Raw genomic sequence first — 244 nt, 5'->3', positions numbered from 1 at the left:
CTTGCCCTTGTTGAATCGCTCACCGGTCCAGAAGGTGTAGGCCTCATGCGCCATGCTCGACGGCGTCGAGAAGTAGGTCCGGCGGTATTGCTTCTGCATCGCCATGCCGCTGGCGACCTTGTTGAGTTCCTTGAACTTGAAGGTCCAGAAGAATTCGTCGAAGTAGAAGTTGCCGTGATAGCCCTGGGCGGTCCGGGCGTTGGTCCCCAGGAAGTGCAGCTCGGCACCGTTGCTCAGGATGATC

1 protein-coding gene is annotated in these 244 nt (G+C 58.6%); it reads right to left on the bottom strand.

Annotation, left to right across the window (positions count from 1 at the left end; translation table 11 throughout):
• On the bottom strand, positions 1 to 244 hold a 244-nt coding region (locus tag SB847_RS21985), incomplete at both ends, for a terminase large subunit domain-containing protein (protein ID WP_410578855.1).

This window comes from Bacillus sp. SIMBA_026 (assembly GCF_046535335.1).
GTDB lineage: Bacteria > Bacillota > Bacilli > Bacillales > Bacillaceae > Bacillus > Bacillus velezensis.
The sequence above is the reverse complement of the archived record's forward strand: the minus strand, read 5'-3'. Positions and strand labels throughout refer to the sequence as shown.